At 42.5% G+C, this 17,495-nt stretch carries 10 protein-coding genes; 7 read left to right on the forward strand and 3 right to left on the reverse strand.

All coding sequences use genetic code 11. The features are described 5' to 3' along the window. Positions 1-466 (forward strand): Imm49 family immunity protein (locus tag MHN79_RS11040; RefSeq protein WP_239172943.1); only part of this gene is annotated, 466 nt, incomplete at its 5' end. A 73-nt stretch (positions 467-539) separates the two neighbouring features. Here the strand turns inward: MHN79_RS11040 and MHN79_RS11045 are convergent. Further along, positions 540-767: a glutaredoxin family protein gene (locus MHN79_RS11045; protein WP_114785802.1), complete on the reverse strand. Its 228-nt coding sequence runs from the start codon at positions 765-767 to the stop codon at positions 540-542. A 112-nt stretch (positions 768-879) separates the two neighbouring features. Here MHN79_RS11045 and MHN79_RS11050 point away from each other — a divergent pair, with 112 nt between their 5' ends. Continuing rightward, entirely contained in the window at positions 880-1,383 is a 504-nt protein-coding gene (locus tag MHN79_RS11050; RefSeq protein WP_239172944.1) for a M48 family metallopeptidase, read from the forward strand. A gap of 92 nt (positions 1,384-1,475) precedes the next feature. Then, the gene (locus MHN79_RS11055; protein WP_114785800.1) at positions 1,476-1,676 is read left to right on the forward strand and encodes a hypothetical protein; all 201 of its coding nucleotides are present in this window, start codon (positions 1,476-1,478) and stop codon (positions 1,674-1,676) included. Here MHN79_RS11055 and pilW read toward each other — a convergent pair. Then, positions 1,673-2,350 carry a type IV pilus biogenesis/stability protein PilW gene (gene pilW / locus MHN79_RS11060; protein ID WP_239172945.1) on the reverse strand — a complete coding sequence of 226 codons (678 nt, stop codon included), beginning with the start codon at positions 2,348-2,350 and terminating at the stop codon, positions 1,673-1,675. The two genes, MHN79_RS11055 and pilW, sit on opposite strands and share 4 nt — an antisense overlap. A gap of 121 nt (positions 2,351-2,471) precedes the next feature. On the opposite strand from pilW, the gene MHN79_RS11065 reads away from it, so the two are divergent. Together MHN79_RS11065 and MHN79_RS11070 are read left to right on the forward strand one after the other, a co-directional pair. Then, positions 2,472-3,278: an alpha/beta hydrolase gene (locus MHN79_RS11065; protein WP_239172946.1), complete on the forward strand. Its 807-nt coding sequence runs from the start codon at positions 2,472-2,474 to the stop codon at positions 3,276-3,278. A gap of 508 nt (positions 3,279-3,786) precedes the next feature. After that, the gene (locus tag MHN79_RS11070) at positions 3,787-14,085 is read left to right on the forward strand and encodes a putative adhesin (protein ID WP_239172947.1); all 10,299 of its coding nucleotides are present in this window, start codon (positions 3,787-3,789) and stop codon (positions 14,083-14,085) included. Between the two features lie 98 nt (positions 14,086-14,183). Here the strand turns inward: MHN79_RS11070 and metA are convergent, their stop codons facing one another. Next, positions 14,184-15,125, reverse strand: a complete 942-nt coding sequence (gene metA / locus MHN79_RS11075; RefSeq protein ID WP_239172948.1) for a homoserine O-succinyltransferase — start codon at positions 15,123-15,125, stop codon at positions 14,184-14,186. Between the two features lie 126 nt (positions 15,126-15,251). Here metA and MHN79_RS11080 point away from each other — a divergent pair, with 126 nt between their 5' ends. Both MHN79_RS11080 and MHN79_RS11085 read left to right on the forward strand, forming a co-directional pair. Next, positions 15,252-15,629, forward strand: a complete 378-nt coding sequence (locus MHN79_RS11080; RefSeq protein ID WP_239172949.1) for an ATP-binding protein — start codon at positions 15,252-15,254, stop codon at positions 15,627-15,629. A gap of 99 nt (positions 15,630-15,728) precedes the next feature. Continuing rightward, the gene (locus MHN79_RS11085; protein WP_239172950.1) at positions 15,729-17,459 is read left to right on the forward strand and encodes a glutamate decarboxylase; all 1,731 of its coding nucleotides are present in this window, start codon (positions 15,729-15,731) and stop codon (positions 17,457-17,459) included. Positions 17,460-17,495 lie beyond the last annotated feature (36 nt).

A 17,495-nucleotide genomic window follows, 5' to 3' on the forward strand; every position in this document is an offset into this window, starting at 1 on the left:
GTTTCGCTTAGTGCGAGCATTTTTTATTGACGATGACCCAGTACCAATTGGTGAGCGGATCAATGATTTGGTGCGCTACTCAAGCCCCGAGTATGTTGGCGGAGAGCTAGTGCAAGATTACTCCAATTATTTGCTCTTGCCCTTGGCGGAGCTTTTGGTGTCGATTCACCACCCAGATAGGGAAACGCGCTACCCAGCGAAGCTTAAGCAAGCGTTGGAAAGCCATATTCAGTATTACACCGATGTCGGCAAAGCAGATTCACCCAATATTAAAGGTGATAGAAAAGGCTGGTTTGCTATTTGGATCACGGCGCTGGCCGCACACGCTTTCGAAGCGCGTGGCCTTGAGCCGACCATTGACAGTGAATATATGCCGCTGTGGTTGGTAAAAGGGGAATTTCCAAGCTTTTACGCTCTAGATCCAGAGTATAAACAGTTATTCCCTCATCAAGTTGAAGATACTTAACAAGCAATAAACCCAAGGCCCCTTAGCTTAAGTGCTAAGGGGCTTTTTTATTCACTCGGTTAACGCTCGCGCTTTAACTTTTATACATCTTCTCAAAGTTACTGGGGTTCCAGCCAATCATATAGCGGTCACCAATCTTTAATACCGGCAGAGAGCGTGCACCAATGGCGTCGAGCTCTTTGCGGCCACGCTGCATTTTGGCGTTGGTTAAACGGTATTTATAGCCCTTGGCGTCAAGATAGCGCTGCGCTTCTTTGCAATGCGGGCATTTGTCTTTGACATACAGGACAAGTCGTTTCATGAGGTGTTCCTACTGATTGAGTAACCCAAGAGTGTAATCAATAACAGATGAATGGCAAGCGTGAATCGATTAGAATAGCGCTCACTCAATGATGCGCAAAGTGAGGATAAGTATGGAACCCGCGCTTCGCTATATTCAAGGCTACCCAGAACATATTATTACCCCAGTGACAAAAATGTACCAAGATGGGCGCTTGGCAACTTGGTTTAATCAGCGTTATCCTGAGCATCACACGATTAAAAGTGAGAAAGCGCTATTTGATTACACTATGGCGATTAAAAACCGTTATATGAAAAAGACCGCGCCGCTTAGGAAGGTGACTTACGATAACAAAATACACCTGATCAATAATGCATTGGGGCTTCACACTTATGTGGCGAAAGTGCATGGTGGAAAAATCAAATCCAACAATGAAATCAAAATCGCCAGTGTGTTTAAACAAGCGCCAGAACCATTATTAAGAATGTTGGTTGTCCATGAGCTGGCTCACCTTAAAGAAAAAGAGCACAACAAGGCGTTCTATCAGCTTTGCTGCCATATGGAGCCTGATTACCACCAACTGGAGCTAGATGCTCGTTTGTTTATGATAGTGAAAAATCTAACCGATTCGAAATAGGAAGGCGTATTTGCGGCTTAAATCAATTAATACGGCTATCCTGAACAGTAAATAGCGGCTTTACGGCATATAACAGAGAGGATGCGAGGTTGATGGAATTCGAAATCTATATGCCCTGTGAGCCCAAATGGTTGTGCGATACTTTACTTGTGTTGTTTGCATTGCTTTTTTTGATTGGCTTGGTGGGCTTTGTTTTTGTTGTACGCAACGAATACCTTAAAATTCAGCGCGCTTCGCGGGTGAAAAAACGTCGCAACACACCCTTACAGCAACGAAATAAGCACCAACGCTAATTTATTTTTTGATTTGTTTGGGATTTTTTTTCCTCTAGGGCATTGAGAAGTGCTATCGAAAGCGGATGTTGACCAAATGTCGTTGTGAAGTGGTCCAGATGTTTTAATGCTTGGTTAAGCTCCCCGTGCTCTATTTCCAGTTTCGCTAAATTTAACAGAGTTTGTGGCCTGTTAGGATCGCGGGCAAGGGTGTGTCGAAAGTGGATGATGGCTTGTTCCGGTTTGCCCTCTTTTAACCAACATAGAGCCGAGTTTTGATAAACATCGGCAATGTGATAATAGTCGTCTAGCGTCGCCGCCTTTGTAAATTGTGTTTGAGCCAGCTTAAATTGCGAGCGCTTACAAAGAAAACTGCCGTAATCATTAAGCACTTGGCCATTGTTTGGCTCACTGCGTAGTGCGCTTTTATACCACTTATGCGCTTTTTCATAATCAGAGACAGTATCAAAATAGCGTGCCATCGCAATTTGTGAGCGGTAATACCAGGGGGCATGCTCAAGCGCCATCTGAAAATTTTGTTTGGCCTTCACCATATGACTTCGCTGCATATAATTCATCCCAAGTGTAATTCTGGCATCGGCTTTAAGTCTTTGAGTCGAGTCTAGGTTATCGCTGCTTAATGAAGCGGTGCAGGCAGTTAAAAGCAAAGCAGCCAAGATAATAAAAATCTGCATTGTGATTTCAGTATTTTCTACATTAATTTGAATGTATTACGCTTATTCTCCGGTCTCATCATTATCAGCGCATTTGTGCGAGTTGAATGACAAGAATGTAAGCAACATAAGGAAACAAAGTGTGAGAAAACAAGTGGTTTGCGCGACTATTGTTAGCTTTCTGGCTGGACTGTCGATTAAATCTTCTCTGGCTTCTGAGCTAGATACAGAAACGCACTATACCGAAGAGGGCATTGCTTATGTTGAACTGGGCAATCCATCAAGTGACTATCGCTTGATTTTTATTCATGGCTCTCCTGGCAGTAAAGAAGGGTATCAAGACTATTTGTCTGATCCTTGGCTTTTAGATCATGCGCAATTGATATCTGTGGACCGAATAGGCTATGGTCAATCTCCTAATCGTCTCGAAACGAAAATTAGTCAGCAGTCAAAGCATCTTCAACCACTGCTTGCGAGTGACAAAAAGAATATTGTGGTGGGGCATTCCCTTGGTGGACCAATCGCGCTTTCTCTAGCTTTACAAATGCCCGAGCTGGTGAATGGTTTGGTGTTTGTTGCCCCAGCTTTTGACCCAGAACTAGAAACGCCCAAATGGTATAACATACTCGCTGATACTTGGTTAATCGGTCTGTTTTTGAATCAAAACTGGTCTACGTCAAATGGCGAGATGATGACCCTTGCTGATGAATTATCACTATTGAGTACTAAAAACTGGCAAATTCTAAACAAAATACCGGTTACTTTGATCCATGGTGACCAAGATACCATTGCCGATCCCGATAACTCAATATTTGCCATGCGCCATTTATCAGGCCAGTTAAAAAAATTGGTTAAGGTTGAAGGCGAAGGGCACTTTATTCTGTGGAAAAGCCCATCCAAGATCATTGCTGAGATTAAGCAGATGATAGAAATAATGCCAAAAACTTAAGTGCTCGGCACATTTGGTAGTTCATTGTAGGAAGGCACAAGAGCGGCATTGTTTTCGAGTTTTTACAACCGATCAATTGCTCTTTGCTGCCCATTACCTCAAATCGCTATTGATAGATTTGTTGAAAAAACATGTAACGATTTCAATAAGTGGTTGAGTAGAATGTTTTTATATTGGTAATAATTTTAACAATTAAGTTTGACGTGCTCTAATTGTTAACGATTTTAATTTTTTTTTACATAAGGAGCGCTAAGTTAAAAACTAGGGCTTTTACACCTTTTTATATCCTGTCATAACGACTCACAAATACCCATTTCATTTTCATATAATCAATTGTGATAGTTGTATCAATATTTTTTTTGAATAGCCAGTTTTACTCAAAGTAATGGTGTTCGTGTGTGAGTGCAAGATTTTGGACAGAACCTCCAATGTCTATCTAAGTGACTCAATCGAATGTTATTAGAATGTTGATCTGGTTGCAGCTCTTAAAACTTCATGGATACACGTTATGCCCGCAGTCTCAAAAGCCTCTTCAACATCTTCTCAGCAAGCGATGGGAGCAAATGCCACTCCTGTTTTAAAAGATAAGCAAGAATTAGCTATCGCTAATATAAAAAGCGTGAACGAACAAAAACAGCACAAGATGCCTAGTTTTGAACGGCCTAATTTATATCGCACCAACATCAAACTGAGTGGCAAAAAGGAAAGTGGAGAGAGTGAATTTGACACAGTATTTCCGTTGAGGCGCTCTGATGTTGTAGAAAGTGTGTATGGAGAAATAGAAAAAGAATGCGGAGTTGGCCTGAAAGAATACCCGCTTAGACGTCTTGATGCGGCGTTAGATTTGCCAAAACAGTTGCTTGTTGAAGCTTTAAAAGATAAGCAACCAGAAGCAATAGAGTTTATCGAAAAAGGCTACAACGAGCTTATCATTGAGATTGACAAAGGGTTAATACCATCACTGCGTGAAAGGATTGCCGAGATAAGATCGAAGCAAAGCTCACAGGTTTCTAATCTGCAACCTAGTGAAGAAATATTAGAAAGAATTGAGCGGTTTCTAGATAAAATTAAAGACAAAGCGAGCGTTAATTCGGACGATAGAGGGCTAGCTTTTCAGTTTGCACGTCACGTAAAATCGAGCATTCAAGCCGTAGATGAAGCGCTAAAGTTGAGCCAGATGAATGCGACTATAGGCTCTTTATCTCAATGGGAAAAGAAGACGGCCGATGAATTCTGGCATAGCGATGACTTTTTCAAAAATCGCAAAGGTGAGTTTGAGTTCAAATCGGCGACGGATAAGCTTTGCAGCTCTTTTGGGCAAGAGTTGATGACCCAACATTTGGTCAAGCAACGCACTGAGGTTATGAAGACTCTGACGGCCAATAACAATCGATTGTGTAGTTTATACGCGAAGTTAGACAGGTATGATAAGGGTGTATTGAGCACCGACTATTTTTCGATGCCAAGAGACATCATTGGCGATATCCAAAGTTTGGTGCATGAAAGTGCCAATGAGTTTCGTGGAAAAGCTGGCACCTTTAACAAGCCCAAAGACGCATGGGAGTACAAACCATCTTACGTTACTCAAAAGCTCCCCTTTAAAGAAACAATAAGTCGCTTTTTTGTAGACACAAGCAACAAAGCACGCGAAGCCTTTAACTCACTCACAGAAAAAGTTAAAGGCTTACCCTCGAGCACTCTAGGAGTACTACAAGAGCTTCCAAAGCAAGGTGAACTTGCATCGTATGCGCTTAATCACTGGAGAGATGTTGGTCATAAAAAAGCGAGAAAAGTTGGATTTGATAGGATCAGCGCGCCTGCTGGTTTGAAAGCTGAGGAGCTGAAAGTAAAGTCTATTGTACGCAGCATGTATTGGCTAATGCAGCAACCAGCTTTGCGTATGCAATATGATTTAAATCCCCTACAAGCAGCCGCCACAAACTTGAAAAAAGATAAGCCTTTGGAAGCGGATTTTGCCGCTGAAGCGATGAAAGATTTAGCCCAGGCAGTGATTGATGATTTTTCTACTGGAAAAGCTCATGATAAAAACACCAAGAACTCAGGTGAAAGCAATGATAAAGCTATTAAAGTCAGGGAGTTTAATCAAGCCTGTAGTAAAGCATTAGACGTATCCAAGGATATTAAAGCTCAAGTTGCCAGCTTGCCCAGTTTATTGAGGGAGCTTGTTAACTCGCATTCAGATAGCTTGTCAGATTGGGGACAGGCAACACTGAAGACAGAACTCGATAAGATCATTGACTCCAACTTTTATGATCCGGTAATCACCGAGTTAGACGATATTTTTAACGAGCTGAAGGGCAAAACATCATTCACCGAAGATGAGCTAGGTGACATCATTCACCAAACTCGTATTGCAAGCGTATCGGGCAAGAGTGATTTGGATAATCTCGATTTAAAAATTACTTCTTTAACAAGTAAGCGTCTCGACCCATTTTCTCGACATGCTAAAGTCGCCAAAGACTGGGGTATGAAGGCTAATGAAATGATGCCTGAAACGGAAATTCCTACGACTGAATCCTTACGTCAACTATTGCAAACTGAGGGCTTGCTTGATGCTGTTAAGTCAGATGATGACCCAGAAGGGATTCTATTCGCGACTCGAATGTGTCAAGAGTGGCACTACGCACGTAAAGATAAAACTATTTTGCCCAAAAAACCAGATCAACACCTTGCAGAAGAAAAGTCGTTTGCAGAATTTGCGGTAAAGTGGGGGCAGAAACAAGCGACTCGAGGTGTGATCTACGCGGTCATTGAGGGAGGTGTTGACCTCGCGGCTGGTGCTACCGTCACTTTAGTTAAAGGCACAGTCAAAGCGGGAGTTAAAACAACGATAGCGTCATTTACAATTCCGTATAAGGTCCATCAGATCAAAACGGGTGTCATGCCCGGGGAAGACTACCCATATAAAGTTGTGCAAGACGTGGTTAATAACAGACTGAAGCAGCTTGGTTTTAAAGCTGCTATGTCTTTTGTACCTCGACCGATAAAGACTGCAGCGGGTAGTGCAATAGTGATGAGTGCACATGCACATAACGCGATGGTTGACCCGAAAGATAAAATTAAGACAGATTCTTGGTTGAAGAGCATTGCTGTTGAAGCTGCGGTTACAGGAATGTTCATGCCAGTGTCACTACTCGCAAGTGCAGCAACAAGTAAAGTGATGGAAGCAAAAGCACTCAAGGCTTTAAAGCTCGATTTGACGAGTAAACAAATACCAGAACAAAAGCAAAAGCTTCTCCAAGCCTATCAGAATTATACCAAGGGAATAACAACTCAATTTGAAGAGATGAAGCAGCAGTTTAAAGAGGAAATGAAGGACAAACTGCCTAAAGAAGTTATTGATGAGATGATTGCTACTCAAGACCTCGCCTTTGAGACTGACATCGCTGAACTTCAGGAAACATTCAGGCAAGAACTGTCAGACAGTTTTGATATGAATATGCAAGATCTCCAAAATAAAGGATTAATTGATAGTTGGAGTCCTTTGTTTGCAGAGGATACAGATGGCGGAAATAATGTTCTTGATGAAGGCGAAGAATCTATAGAATCAGTAGCAGCTTCGCATGATTTACAGGGAATTAGTATATCCGGAAGCAACGAATATCGAGAGACAGTTCGCTCACATTTACGGACACTTCAGCAGACTGAAGTAGGTAGAAACACTCTTAAGGCAATGAATGAACTTGGTATTACGATAAGCTCTCATCATGCCGCTAAACCCATGCGAATTGGTGAGGATGGCCAAAAGTATTTTGCCAATTTCGCAAGTCCTCTGACAAAGACCATTTATTTTGATCCCCATAATACATTGTCGGCATCAAGTGCGGATGAACTGAAGGCTCGTCCTTGGTTGGAATGTGATCCTACAATATCACTGACTCATGAAGTGCAACATATCAGCCTGTACCACAACCCAGCAATTGTTAGTGCCCATGGTGAGAATTTTATTCTAAGGGGGCAAGGAGACCCGATGAATGAACACCTTATCAGTGGCGTCGATTATACGGATTCATTAGGTGATACCTTCTACTTTTCAGACCCTAAATGGGTAGAGGACAATGTCTCAAGAGCATCTGGCACTAACGGCTTTGTAACAGAAAACGACTATCGCCGAGCGTTTTACGATTACAAACAAGAACCCCCCGTTTTACGGGAAGATTATTGGACGGGCTTGGACGATATATGGAATGATGATATTGCCCCATATGATGTGCAAGACAGCATGAATGTAAAAGGGCATGTCACCGATGAAGAAGTTTCACTTGCTCGCTATGCTCGCCATACAGGGGAAGAAGGTGAAAGAAACTATCAGAGCCAAGCCAGACGCGCTAGGTACAGACAAGCCAATAAATTCTTTACACGTTTTAATGGTGATGTCGAACAGGTTAAGGTGAAGTTTTATAAGAAGATCAGGGATATATATAGCACTGACGGTCGAATAGAATTCCTTGAAAAAAACCTCAAAAGAATTGAAAAAATGGCGGCTCAAGCTAGAGGGAATGAACAATCGGCATTTTTTTCTGAAGTTATTTCATTATTAAAGCAAGCCGCTGATTCAAATGACGCCAATCATTTTAGTGATGCACTACGTGCTTTCCGTCCTCCTTTGTCAGAGGTTGATGCAGAGATCCTTGATAACGTTTTTAGCTCCGATTTTCTCAAACATGAGCTGATTCAGCCTATGATTGATTACCATAAGTTCGTCATAGAGTATTCCCTAGCGTATAGCGAAGAAGAGTTTAGCGCTTTTATTGAACAACAGGATGTTATAGCGAGACAGCCCAATACAGGTGGTCCCAGGGGAATGACTATCAATGATGAGTTTCGTAAGAATGCACTGATAGTCATTGGCAATATGAGACATAAGGAATCGCGAGACGAGTATCTTCAGCAAAGAGTATTGTCTCGAATGAATGCGGTTAAAACAGAGCTTGGTCTTGGTGGAAGTGACATTGAGCCAAGGCAGTACGAGCAGATATTAGCTGCGTTGAAGGAGAAAAAAGAAGCGAGCACAAGTTCTTTCGACAAAATAATTTATACCTTGTCTGAACAAGCCTTTGAATCAGAACTTGACCGTGCGGAGCACTCTATCCGGATAAAAAATATCACAGCCGAGATCTATCAGCGCCCAAGTTTTGATGAATTTAAACTGCCTTTGCTGCCAAGTGAAGAACTCTTTGTAAAGAGTCACCCGGAACTTGATCAAGAAAGTGCCCTGTCAAGGATTCTGCAATATCGAAACGGAGAAATTGCCAATCTGCATCAGGATAGCACACAGATAGAAAAGCTTTATTTTGATGGGCTACAAGACAAAAGCCTACCTAATGGTGGTGTTTATACCAAAGCGCAACAAATTAGAGACATTGAAGTGCATGGTGGCCTGTTGGCTTATGAGAGATCGATCATACGAAGCCACAGAATGGCGGGACTTCTGGGAGATTTGAATCACCAAACCATCGCTAAGCAATATTGGGAACAGCGCGGTATTTCAAAGCCTGAGAACGTTAACTACGTGTATCGCTATCCCAAACTACCAGCTGCAAACTTATATACAATGCCCAATGAAGGGGATAGTCGAAAAGTTCAAGTGGAAAAGCTTGAAAAGGTTAGGCTGGATGTTAGCTACTATCGGTTAATTGAACAAAAAATGGGTAAGCCTTACTTCCATTCAGTGAACAGGACTGAACTTGGGAGTGAAGAAATCAATTGGGACCCAGAAAAGTACAGTAAGTTGTTGGAACAGCGCACAACAGCCTTGATTGATGCTATGCCAGATAAGGTTGAGCAAGAATATGTCAGGAATACTTTGCATAAAGCATTGAATCCTCCCAACTTTACGACTTCAACAGAAGCTTTGCCCTTTTTCATGAAGCCAGTAATAGATGGAGCTAGGTTGGAAAATATGTTGCTTATCAGAGATGGTGATAAGTATACAATGATCAGCTTGCTGCCACCTGGCAAGGTTCAAACTTATAATTCTAAAGACGATCTGAACGCATTTGTTCTTAATGAAGCTAATCATGAATTCTTGCTTTCACATGTCAGTCTTGTAAATCAAATGGACGGTATTTCATTTGATGGTATGGAATCGGCTCTCGAAGATCTTGCTGATCCTGCTAAGCGGGAGAATTGGAGACCGGCGAGGAACGCTCTGGGAAGAGTGCTTGGTCTTAGTAAAGAAGCGCCACTGGATAGACTCATTTTTCCGTATAGCTCTGAAAATAGAATAAATGGCCGCGGCATATTTTCTAATTTAGCTGTGTCATCTATCGGTGATAGTGGCGGTGGTCATATTGTCAAAACAAATTTGATTCAGGCACTGGGTGAAAGCTATTGGCAAGGAATTACAGGTTCTCATACTGTAGAAGTTGCCGGTGATTATCAGTTACCGCCTCAATATCAAGGCCTCAGTGGAGAGGAGCTTTTTAAGAAACTTTACAGCCCACAAGCCAAAACGGACATGCAAAGATTGGTTGAAGGCAAAATCAACGAGTTCGAAGCAAACCATTTCTCAGAGTACTCGGATCACCTTAAAGCGACCTTTGACAGGCTCGTTACTTCTGCTGAGCGTGACGGCAAGTTAAGTCCTGAAGGAAAAGCTCTGATTCTAGAAATGCAAAAGGGTTCCGATACTGTCGAGGTGTCTATTCCAGGGTTGCAAGGGAAAAGGGGTGATTATTTTCCACTAGAAGGAATGCTAATCATTAGAAAAGGTGACCACCATATTCTTGTGAGCCTTCAATCTGACGGAGCGCTTATCGAGTTTGAACGTAAACGTTCTGTTGATGAAGACGGGTATGCGGATGATTCACTATCTCTTGATAGCTTTTTCAGTAACCCCGCAAATAGAAACTTCATCCTTTCGCACATGAGCGAGTTTGATAAGCAGCCTGATCTGCCAGGTGGCAACACACCAGGCAAGGAGCTAGATAGGTTTGAAGCTGGATCAAATTACTATCATGGTACCGAATACGCACTTGAGGATGATCGGGCTTTTGGTTGGTCTGTTGATGCAGGCCTCAAGTTAGACCATTTACCTCTAAATGGTAATGACAACATATTCGATACTATTGGTAGAAGAAATTTGGAGAGGCTTAGACAAGACGCTGATGCTCTGCTTACCTCTCATGCTGAATGGAATACAAAGAAAGCTCTCGAGATTGTCGGTGGCGTTTTAGCGGTTCCAGCGTTTGCACTAAGTATCGCTGCAATCGTCGTTAGTGGAGGTACAGCTACTCCTGCCGTGGTTGCCGGTGTGGCGGGTGCTGCAATGATTGTTGATGCTGCGAGCTTGGGAGTAGGGCTAGCAGAAGGGGTGTATTTGCTTGTTGAAGGAGACTCGCCTGAAGAAAGGGCCAGTGGACTCATTCCTTTGGCCCTAGCACCTCTGGATGCGCTAGGTATGGCGTCGAGTGCTGGCGACGTAATCAAGGCGCTAAAAGCGCTGAAGTCTGCGCGACAAGCTGGAGATGGAATCGGCGACTTAAGCACTCTAGTCAGTAGTTTGAGAAGGCAAGGCCCGAGAATCGATGATGTTCCAAGTGATTTTCAAGCGTCTTCGGCTGTATGGAAATCTGATACGGCGCAGCAGTTCAGCGAAGATATAGATGTTTTGTTGGATCAGATTCGTCGTGATATAGATGAGCTCAAGAGTTTGGAAGATGAAATGACAAATCTGGTTCGCTCATATCCACCGGGAACGGTTGCTAATGCAGTGCTTGAAGATTTTAGTGAACTTGACTTACAAAGTAGTGTCGCCGTTCAGAGGTTAGCTGCGCCAAATGTGAGAGAGGGATATCTGAGAGCCGTGATACAAGACAATGGTCAGCCTGTTACTGCAGTACGCTCAAGTCGTGGAGATTATATATTTTCTGATACGAAGGTGGGGGCAAAACCGATAGGATTATCATCGAGTAATCAAGACAACATATTGAGTTACTTAGATGCCAATAGCGCTAGAAAAGTAACTAACGAAATCGGTGAGTTACAGACTATCTATGCTAGGGTGATCCCGAGACGCCCTTCTGCACGTTTTAAGGGGCTGTTCCCAATCGAGCAAGGAACTAAAGAATCTCTTAATGGTTTTACTAATTTCTTTGTGAGGACAGGCATGCCGGGGCCAAGCATTCAGGGCCTACCTACTCCTGGAGGTGTTGGAAAACCATTATCCGGAGCTGCTGCTCGGATAAAGAAATTGGTCGGGTGGGAAAAATCGCTAACTGGAGGCAAGGGACACGGAGTTATGCTTGAAATCTCACCATACCCGGGTAATGGGATGATAAAAGTTGGTGAAGGTGAAGTAACTTTTGGTGATATAGCTAAAAAGTTACGTGCCGGACAACCTGTCGAAGAGACTAACCAACCAAGCCGTCTGATGGGAGGAGTAGAAGCATACGTAGATGAACAAGGTGTGCCAAAACTAGCATCATATATGAAAGATCGTCCGGTTAGCATAGCACTGTATGAGAGAGATTATAATGCCTTTCTCAAGACCTTGGATAGCAATTCAGATGAATTTACACGACACCTCAAAAAATTTGAAAAAGGTAAGAAAAAGTTATCGACAATCGAGGAGACAAGAGCAAAAAATGAACAACAACTTGGTGGGCATGGTGTTGTATATGAGGAAAGTCAAGCAATAGGGAGCAGAGAACTCGATAGACTGGAACAAAGCTCTCCAGACCTTAAGCCGGACGTCATTACGGATACTGACGTTGTCCCAAACGGTTTCCAACTAATTAGGGGAAAAGGTGACCCTGCTAAAAGACTTGTCATTAGCGCTCATGCTGCTTTTGACGATAAACCTAGCTTGGTTCACATTCCACCAGGGAAGAAGGTTGTATTCTACGGGCCACACGGTAATACGCTTGCCGATGTTCCTGATAAAGCCGCTGACCCTATAACGAAAGGGAAAGAAAGAATCGGCCTAGAGATGTTTATCAACGGGCAACCCAAGAAGTATGCTTCTATGTCTGGGGGTAGAAGTAAAAGTATTGAATTTGGTGATTTTGATGATGTAGATCTGCTGTCTGCGACGGGTATTGGAGATCTTAAGGAATATGCAGGAGATATAAGAAACTACAAAGTTAAACATTATGAGAAAACCGCACTTAATGCCTATATGGGGGCCGTGTGGGAAAACCGCGCAATGCACGAGGCAGGTCAGGATGTTATACCAACTGATGTAGTCGTTGTTGATCAAAGTGCTGGTTGGGATAAATCACTTAGAGATGTTATACATGAAATGCGGCCTGGCGGCAGATTAAGTAATTATGATGAAGTGTCATTTGTTGCGTGTCGTGAGCCAATGGGCGCGGGAGGGAAAGGCCCCAGTTCTTACATTCATTTTCATGACAGTGGGACAAATGTACCTGGTCAAAACTTGCGAAGTGCACCAGCCACAAATGGTTTACAACAGGATAATAGTTCTTCTCGAACGGTTGTGACCCGTGTAGTAATTACTCGTACCACAACTGGGGTTAAAATTGACCAGCAAGATATTGGTGAGGTAGTTCCAGAAAGACATGTAGCTATACGTCCGAGACAGTCTGTCGAAAAGACTAAAACTGAAGCGCGAACACCGATTACTAAAGGTGGCACGGATGGATTCTCTTGGCCTAAGTTAAGTGGTCAAAAGCCTGATAGTCAGTCATTAAAGTCATTTACTACCCCTAGCGGGGAAACAGCTTCTGTCGTTAGAAATAAGGTTGGGGATGATTTTATGCTTTACACCGCTAACGATGGCGTTCAAGCAAATACTTTGTTGATATCAGTTCACGGTGGTTATCATCAAAGTGCGTCTTTAGCCAGCCGTGCTCCTAAAACGGGAGACATTAAAGTTCCAGGTGGGGTCACTATGGAGTTCTTAGGGCCGCATGGAAGGACATTATCCGATCCCTCGATAGAGATTATGAACAATCCTAACTTTAGCCCACACTCAACGGTAACGAGCTCAGGCCATACGTTCAATTCACATAAAACTACAGGTAGCACACATATGTTCCAACGTAATGTCGTTGATGCCTCTGGTTCAAGTGATGTTGGCAGTATAAAAGATTATCGAATATTTAAATATCAAGGGCGGCATAGTGGTGGTGCGGAAACGGAAGCTAACATAGTGGACGCGATAATAAATAATCGTCAAGGCACAACAAGGACCACAGATGTGCTTACCGTTCGTGAGCGAACCTTTGCTTTCTCAGAGGCGAGCTTAAGTGATGTTTTTCAGCAGTTGGACCTTAAGAACTCACAATATAAATATGTCACATTCAGTGGTTGCAGGAACGAGTTGTCGGCGGCGAACCCACCCAACTACTCAAATAAAGGCGGACAACGTATGTTGATAACCGTTGACGTGTCTGGAGATACCCCAAGAGTTGTCTATGCTAAGCCTATCGCTGAATTGTTGCAGCAGCCCGAGGATGATACAGAAGCCTCTCAGGTTACCCAACATACAGAAGATTCTCAGGCTAGCCAAATAGATAGTTTCAGCCATTTGCATCGAATCTATGACCAACAGAACCGTATTCAGCAATGGGATAGTTGGATACAAAATAATCGTAATGCATTGATGCAATTATTTGAAGAAATGGCAAATGGTCATTCTGAAATATTTCAGGAATATCGTTCCAGTTTTGATGACAATACCGCACTGGATCTATGGGTGAGCGTACAACGTTTAAAAATGGTCAGAGAAAACCCCAATAGTTTCCCAAGAGAAATAGAAAGTGCATTTGTTAACGCGGTTAAGTCGCTCAATTTGGCATTAGAAACTGAGGGACAATAGTCACGCAGAGATGCCAATATAAAAACGGCTGGAATAACCCAGCCGTTTCAAATGTTATTAATCTGTGGCAATTACTATTAACGCCTATCTAAACGGTGCTAATCATCTTTAGTAAAGTTTTCTTCACTAAACTTGTCCAAATCATAAGGTGTTTGTTGATAAACACAGTAATTGAGCCAGTTAGAAAATAGCAAATGTCCATGGCTTCTCCAACTAGCAACGGGTGGGTTGTCTGGATTATCGTTGGGGTAGTAATGTACTGGAATTGAAGGCTCCATCCCTTCGCCTAAATCACGAATGTATTCATGATGTAGCGTTAACGCGTCGTATTCAGGGTGCCCAGTAACAAAGACATTACGCTTGTCCTTGGTTGATGCGAGATATACGCCAGCCACATCGGATGTCGCTAAAATATCGAGGTCAGTATGCTCTTGTAAATATTGAGGCGAAAAGTCGGCATATCTAGAATGGGGTGCTAGGAATGTATCATCAAATCCCCGCAGCAAAGGGTGAAAACAATGATGAATTTGATGATGGTAAACACCTGAAAGTTTTTCTTTGAGCGTACGTTTGGGGAGATCATAAAGGAGCTTTAGCCCCGCTTGAGCTGCCCAACATACATATAATGTTGATGTGACGTGTTCTTTTGCCCAAGCCATAATGGCTTGCAGATGCTCCCAGTAAATGACATTTTCAAATTGTACCAATCCGAGTGGAGCGCCTGTGATGATCAATCCATCAAAGTTGCGGTTTTTTACCGCTTCAAACTGTCGATAAAAATTATTGAGATGTTCCGTGGGCGTATTTTTGCTGGGCCTATCGTCAATACGAAGCAGCTCAATGTCTATTTGCAGCGGACTATTTGAAAGCAGACGAAGAAATTGAGTTTCAGTCTCTATTTTTTTTGGCATAAGGTTAAGAATGAGTACCTTAAGGGGCCGAATTCCTTGAGTTGAAGCCCTTGATTCTAGCATGACAAAAATGTTTTCCTGACGGAGGACATCACTCGCAGGTAATTGATCGGGGATCTTTATTGGCACGGCTTACTTCCTTGGCTATTTAGACGTCTATACTTCTGAATCTAACGTAAACCTTTCTTGATGTCGATAAGATTTTTATGATGTTTTAGAGTAAAGTTAGGGCCTTGTTATTCGAATTGGTTACTTATGGTGTTGAAACTAATCATTGTGCGTGGATTACCAGGTTCAGGTAAAAGCACTTTAGCTAAGACTCTTGGCATAAACCATTATGAAGCAGACATGTACTTCATTAATGAACACAACGAGTATCAATTCAATCCTGATGACATAGCGAAAGCGCATTCTTGGTGTAAAAAAATGGTTCGTAAGAGCCTTAAAAACAAACAGAGTGTTGTCGTTGCCAATACCTTCGTTATGAAATGGGAGGTTACCCCTTACTTTAAAATGGCTAGGCAATATGGCGCTGAGTTTGAAGTGATTGAATGTAATGGTAATTACGAGAATATCCATGGTGTTGATGCAAAGACAATTGCAGAGATGAAAGCACGCTGGCAAAAATGGTGATTAGGAAGCTAGATATTTAATTTATAATACGAGCTTGAGTTCATATACTTTGCTTTCTATGCTCAATGAGTTTTAACCTAACCAACTCAGAGGGCAACAATGGGAAACATTAACGATATTGAACTGCAGACAGCGAGCACACCAACATACGGCCGTAGCCTTTTCCGTGAAGAAGTGCCTAGCGATAAAATGCCTGACATTGAACATGACCCACAAGCAGTATATCGCTTCATACGTGACGAGCTTCAATTAGATGGTAACCCAACGCTTAACATGGCGTCATTCGTGACCACAGTGATGGACGAAGAAGCAAATCGGCTTATTCGGGATAATTTAGGTAAAAACTACATTGATGGGGAAGTATACAACCGTACTCTAGAAATAGAGCAACGTTGCGTAAGGATGTTACTGGATCTTTTCAACGCGCCACACAACATGAAAACGGCGCAAGAACTGGCTGATGATAAAAACATACCCAGTGGATGGGGAACGGTAGCAATCGGTTCTTCTGAAGCTTTGATGCTATGCGCTCTATCTCACAAGGAGCAATGGAAAAAGAAACGCAAAGCCCAAGGTAAACGTTTTGATAAGCCAAATATTGTTATTGGCTCTGATGTTCATATCACCTGGGTCAAGTACGCTCAGTATTTTGATGTTGATATAAAATGGATTCCAATTAGTGAAGAAAACAACTTCGTTATCTCAGCGAACCAAGTACGAGAAGCTGTCGATGAGAACACGACTTGTGTCGTCGCTGTTATGGGGACATCTTACACTGGGCAGAATGATCCTGTCGAAGCAATTAACGAAGTGCTGGTCGATATAAAGAATGACTCTCAAAAAGGCTGGGATGTGCCACTGCATGTCGATGGTGCCAGCGGTGGTTTTATTGAACCCTTCCGTGATGAGAATCAAGTACAGAGACTAAACTGGGATTTCAAGTTAGAGCAAGTGAAAACCATCAATGTGTCTGGTCATAAATTTGGTTTAGTGTACCCTGGGGTTGGTTGGGCATTATGGAAAAATTTTCATGAAATCCCAGAGAAGCTTTTTATTACAACTAATGTCCTTGGCTTTGATGAGTCTACCTACAGCCTTAATTTCTCGCGGGGCAGCGCAATGGTTCTGGCTCAGTACTATAATTTTTTACGATTAGGTAAAAGAGGTTATGGTTCGGTAATACAAAACCTGATGTCGTTAGCACGAGATTTGTCTAATGGGTTAGGCTCTTTGCGCTTAACGGTGACGGAGCATGATAAAAATGCTCAAGATGATGCTTCGGAAACGGTAATTTTTAAAGACAAACCAATATTTTCAGTCATCAATAACGCCGACTATTTTCCAGCATCTGTTGTAAGGCTTAATCTAAAATATGATGGTCAGGATAAACCTTTAACGAATGATGATATTGAAAACTATTTGTACTCAGTTCATGATATATCAGACAAGCTTAAGCAATCTAATTGGGTAGTGCCTGCTTTCACTATGCCGCTTGAAAAAACACCGCCTATCAAAGATAAAAATGATAATGTTATTAAGCCTGCAAATCACGATGTGCCAGCCATTGCAGTGATGCGCATGGTGGTGAAAGAGGGCATCAGTAGAGATATGGTCAGTATATTGATTCAAAATTATGCCGATGCAGTGATCAAGCTTGAAGAGCAAGTGCGTGGTATTCAAAATCCTGATAAGACATATAAAGCAAGTATCTCTTTTGAGCAGGAAGTGGCTTGTGGCGCAACCGATTTAGTTGAAGTGGCTTGCTTGAAGCTGAAGCATATTCAGAAAAATCCAGCAAAAGCATCAAGAGTAGCTCTTGGGGCTAAATAAGCCGATAACTCGCTCTAAACTAATAGTTTAGAGCGA

Source organism: Vibrio sp. Of14-4 (genome assembly GCF_022347625.1).
GTDB lineage: Bacteria > Pseudomonadota > Gammaproteobacteria > Enterobacterales > Vibrionaceae > Vibrio > Vibrio pristinus.

What these genes read in the sequence shown, in the direction of transcription:
- pilW (WP_239172945.1), bottom strand. Translation starts at nt 2,350, where the DNA reads ATGCAGATTTTTATTATCTTGGCTGCTTTGCTTTTAACTGCCTGCACC.
- MHN79_RS11045 (WP_114785802.1), bottom strand. Translation starts at nt 767, where the DNA reads ATGAAACGACTTGTCCTGTATGTCAAAGACAAATGCCCGCATTGCAAA.
- MHN79_RS11070 (WP_239172947.1), top strand. Translation starts at nt 3,787, where the DNA reads ATGCCCGCAGTCTCAAAAGCCTCTTCAACATCTTCTCAGCAAGCGATG.
- MHN79_RS11050 (WP_239172944.1), top strand. Translation starts at nt 880, where the DNA reads ATGGAACCCGCGCTTCGCTATATTCAAGGCTACCCAGAACATATTATT.
- MHN79_RS11055 (WP_114785800.1), top strand. Translation starts at nt 1,476, where the DNA reads ATGGAATTCGAAATCTATATGCCCTGTGAGCCCAAATGGTTGTGCGAT.
- MHN79_RS11085 (WP_239172950.1), top strand. Translation starts at nt 15,729, where the DNA reads ATGGGAAACATTAACGATATTGAACTGCAGACAGCGAGCACACCAACA.
- MHN79_RS11080 (WP_239172949.1), top strand. Translation starts at nt 15,252, where the DNA reads ATGGTGTTGAAACTAATCATTGTGCGTGGATTACCAGGTTCAGGTAAA.